The sequence below is a fragment of the Gemmatimonadaceae bacterium genome, assembly GCA_035606695.1.
In the GTDB taxonomy this organism is placed as follows: domain Bacteria; phylum Gemmatimonadota; class Gemmatimonadetes; order Gemmatimonadales; family Gemmatimonadaceae; genus JAQBQB01.
Window position 1 is genome coordinate 1 of the sequence record DATNEW010000042.1, and the last position, 2,525, is coordinate 2,525.

At 63.6% G+C, this 2,525-nt stretch carries 3 protein-coding genes; all 3 read left to right on the top strand.

Annotation, left to right across the window (positions count from 1 at the left end; translation table 11 throughout):
• On the top strand, positions 1-747 hold a 747-nt coding region (locus VN706_22700; GenBank protein ID HXT18455.1), incomplete at its 5' end, for a metal ABC transporter permease.
• The gene (locus VN706_22705) at positions 744-1,700 is read left to right on the top strand and encodes a zinc ABC transporter substrate-binding protein (protein HXT18456.1); all 957 of its coding nucleotides are present in this window, start codon (positions 744-746) and stop codon (positions 1,698-1,700) included. The genes VN706_22700 and VN706_22705, both read left to right, overlap by 4 nt.
• Positions 1,701-1,774: 74 nt before the next feature.
• Positions 1,775-2,293 (top strand): contact-dependent growth inhibition system immunity protein, encoded by a 519-nt coding sequence (locus VN706_22710; GenBank protein ID HXT18457.1) that lies wholly within the window; start codon positions 1,775-1,777, stop codon positions 2,291-2,293.
• The last annotated feature ends 232 nt before the right edge of the window (positions 2,294-2,525 follow it).

The window sequence follows — 2,525 nt, forward strand, 5'->3', positions numbered from 1 at the left end:
AAGCGCATGGCGTTCTTCTCGCAGGCCGTCGGCAACGCGGCGCTGACGGGCGTGGCGATCGGCGTCATCATCGGCGAGTCGTACACGGCGCCGTACATGTCGATGTTCAGCTTCTGCCTGCTGTTCGGGCTGCTGCTGAACTTCGCGCGCAACCGCACCAAGATGTCCGCCGATACGTTGATCGGCGTGTTCCTGTCGATCTCGCTCGCGATCGGCGCCACCGCGCTGCTCTGGGTGTCGGCCAAGGTCAACACGCACATCCTCGACACTGTGATGTTCGGCTCGATCCTGACCGTCAACGACACCGACATGTCGGTGCTGCTCGTGACGACGTTCCTGACGGCCGTCACGGCGCTGCCGCTGTTCAACCATATGTTGCTCGGCAGCTTGAACCCGAGCCTCGCGCACGTGCGCGGGGTGCGCGTCCACTTGCTCGAGTACGTGTTCGTGCTGCTGCTGACGATACTCACCGTCGCGTGCGTGAAGATCGTCGGCGCCGTGCTCGTCGAGGCGCTGCTGCTGATTCCGGCTGCGGCCGCGCGCAACCTCAACCGCTCGATCAAGGGCTTCGTCTGGTGGAGCATCGCGTTCTCGACGGTCGCCTGCCTCGCCGGCATCTACGCGCCGATGCGTTGGGATCTGCCGCTGCCGTCGGGCGGCGCGATCATCCTCGCGGCGGCGTTGATCTTCATCGCCACGATGCTGATTCGCATGGCGTTACCGCGTTATCGGGAGGCCAGTGTATGAAGCTCGGGCGTCTCGCGATTCTCGTGGTTGCGGCTTGGCTCGCGCAGCCGGTGTTCGCGGCTGACACCGCGCCGCCGCTCGTGCTGACGGGCACGCAGGCGGCGTACTCGTTGACGGTCGCGTTGACGGCCGGCACTCCGATTCAAGTGCAGAACGTGCCGGCCGACGGCCGGCAGCTCGCGCTGCTCAAGGACTACATCGAGCGGCGCATGGACTCGCTCAAGCCGACGTTCGCGTCGGCGACGGCCGTCGTTTCGCTGACGAACGCATTGCCCGGCGATCCGCTGTACCGGTTCGCGCGCGAAGCGAACATCCGCATCGTCGACATCGAGGCCGCGGTGCCGTGGTCCGTCAACGCGCCCGGTGTTGGACTCGCCGAGACGCCCACGTCGACCGTCGCGTGGGGCAAAGATGCGGATTCGCCCGAGACCGCTGTTGCGCCGTACTTCTGGCTCAGCGTGTCGAACGCGATTCGCATGGGCGATCTCGTCGCCGAAGATCTCGAGGCGTTGTTCCCGGATCATGCGCCCGCGATCGGCACGAACCTCGAGACCCTGAAGCGCTCGTTGCTGAAGTTGCGCGGCGAATACCAGAACCGGCTCATCAGCAGCGGCGCCGACGTCGTGTTCGCTTTGACGGGCGACTTCGTCTACCTCACGAACGATATGGGCCTCTATGTCGACGGCTACTTCATCAAACAGGATGTGCGCTGGACCGATGCCGACCTCGCTGCGCTAACCAAGCACTTGCGCGACAACGCGATCAAAGTCGTGATCCACAAATGGCAGCCGAGCGAGGCGATCCAGAACGCCATACGCGCCGGCGGCGCGAAGCTCGTCGTGCTCGACGCGGGCGACCCGGGCGTCGTCGTCGAGCGCGCGCTCGCGAAAGACGGTTTACAGCAGATCCTGAAGAAGAATCTCGACGCGATCGTCGTCGCGGCCGGCGAATAGCACCCTTAGTCGAGCGCCCAGCTCTACGTCCTCTGCGACTCGGCGTTCGCCGCCGCCTAATTCCGGACCCGGAATTGACGCGTAACAACACGCGTGATCTATTACAAACAAGCACTTATGCCAAGCCCAAGAACGATAGCCGGCTTTTTGTCGCAGTTCCTCCGCGACTGCACGCCGCCTACTTATTGTTAGGCGCCACTGTGAAGCTTAGCGAAATCACACCGCGTATCGCCGTGAAGCCGGACTTCGACTCCAGCACGACGCATCGTGCATGGTCACTCCGAGACAAGCGCGTTTCCGAGTTATCGCCAGCCGATCTGGCGTTCTGTCTACGCCAAAATATCGCGGCTCAGCAGGTTGCAGAGCGCGCGCTCGCCATGGTCGCTGATCAGCCGCTTCTTCAAGCTGAGTTCTATCCCGGCGATGTCATTGCCGCCCTGATTCAAGCTGCGGAAGCCGGCGGTCTTACGGCCGCGCAACGCGGTGAGCTCCGGGACGTATGCTCCGCTGCTGTGGCGGCCTTCCACCACTTGCAGAAATCGGTTATCCCTGCGGCTGAGTCTTTTGTCGAGCGGTACGATGGTGGCGCCTAACAAGCAGTTGCAGCGGACCGTGATACCCAATCGCTGGCGCGGCGCGAGCGCGCCATTTCATTATGCGCTCGCGCCGCGCTTCACACGGTGTCGCGCGGCCGCTGAACTGCGGCGTTATGCGGCTCGTTAGCCCTCCCGCGAGCCCATGAGTGCTGTCGCAGCGGCCATTGTTGTCGTGTTTGGTCTCTCCCTTATCACCTTCACGGGCGTGGCTTTTGCGAAGCCAGCGCGT

Bases quoted from the DNA above. Each gene is read 5' to 3' on its own strand.
- VN706_22705 (HXT18456.1), top strand. From the start codon at position 744: ATGAAGCTCGGGCGTCTCGCGATTCTCGTGGTTGCGGCTTGGCTCGCG.